At 63.2% G+C, this 410-nt stretch carries 1 protein-coding gene; it reads left to right on the top strand.

The genetic code is table 11. The features are described from left to right. A partial coding sequence (locus H7A85_RS21065; protein ID WP_182422421.1) for a DNA cytosine methyltransferase occupies positions 1-410 on the top strand: 410 nt, incomplete at both ends.

Raw genomic sequence — 410 nt, 5'->3', positions numbered from 1 at the left:
TGCGGCGGCTTCCCCTGCCAGCCGTTCAGCACCGCATCTCGAGGTCGTCGCGTCGCCTTCGACTTCTGGCCCGAGATGTACCGTGTCGTCGGAGAACTGCGACCCGAATACGTCATCGCCGAGAACGTCAGCGAAGCGGCAATCGCCCACGCGGCTGAATGTCTCCGAGGCCTTGGCTACCGAACGCACGTCCGCCGTATATCGGCAGATGATGCAGGGGCGGACCATACGCGAAATCGTTGGTGGCTCGTTGCACACCCCCACGACGAAGGCGAACTTCACCGCGCCGTCGATGCAGAAGTGGCCGGGTTGCAGGCGCTATGTCGAGGCCTTTGGGGGCCTGCCAATTACGCCCGAGCAATTCGAGTTCCTGATGGGGTTCCCGATCGGGTGGACCGAACTGTAGCGCT

Source organism: Aureimonas sp. ME7 (genome assembly GCF_903970965.1).
Classification (GTDB): domain Bacteria; phylum Pseudomonadota; class Alphaproteobacteria; order Rhizobiales; family Rhizobiaceae; genus Aureimonas.
Note: the sequence above shows the minus strand (reverse complement) of the source record. Positions and strands in the feature narration are given on the sequence as shown.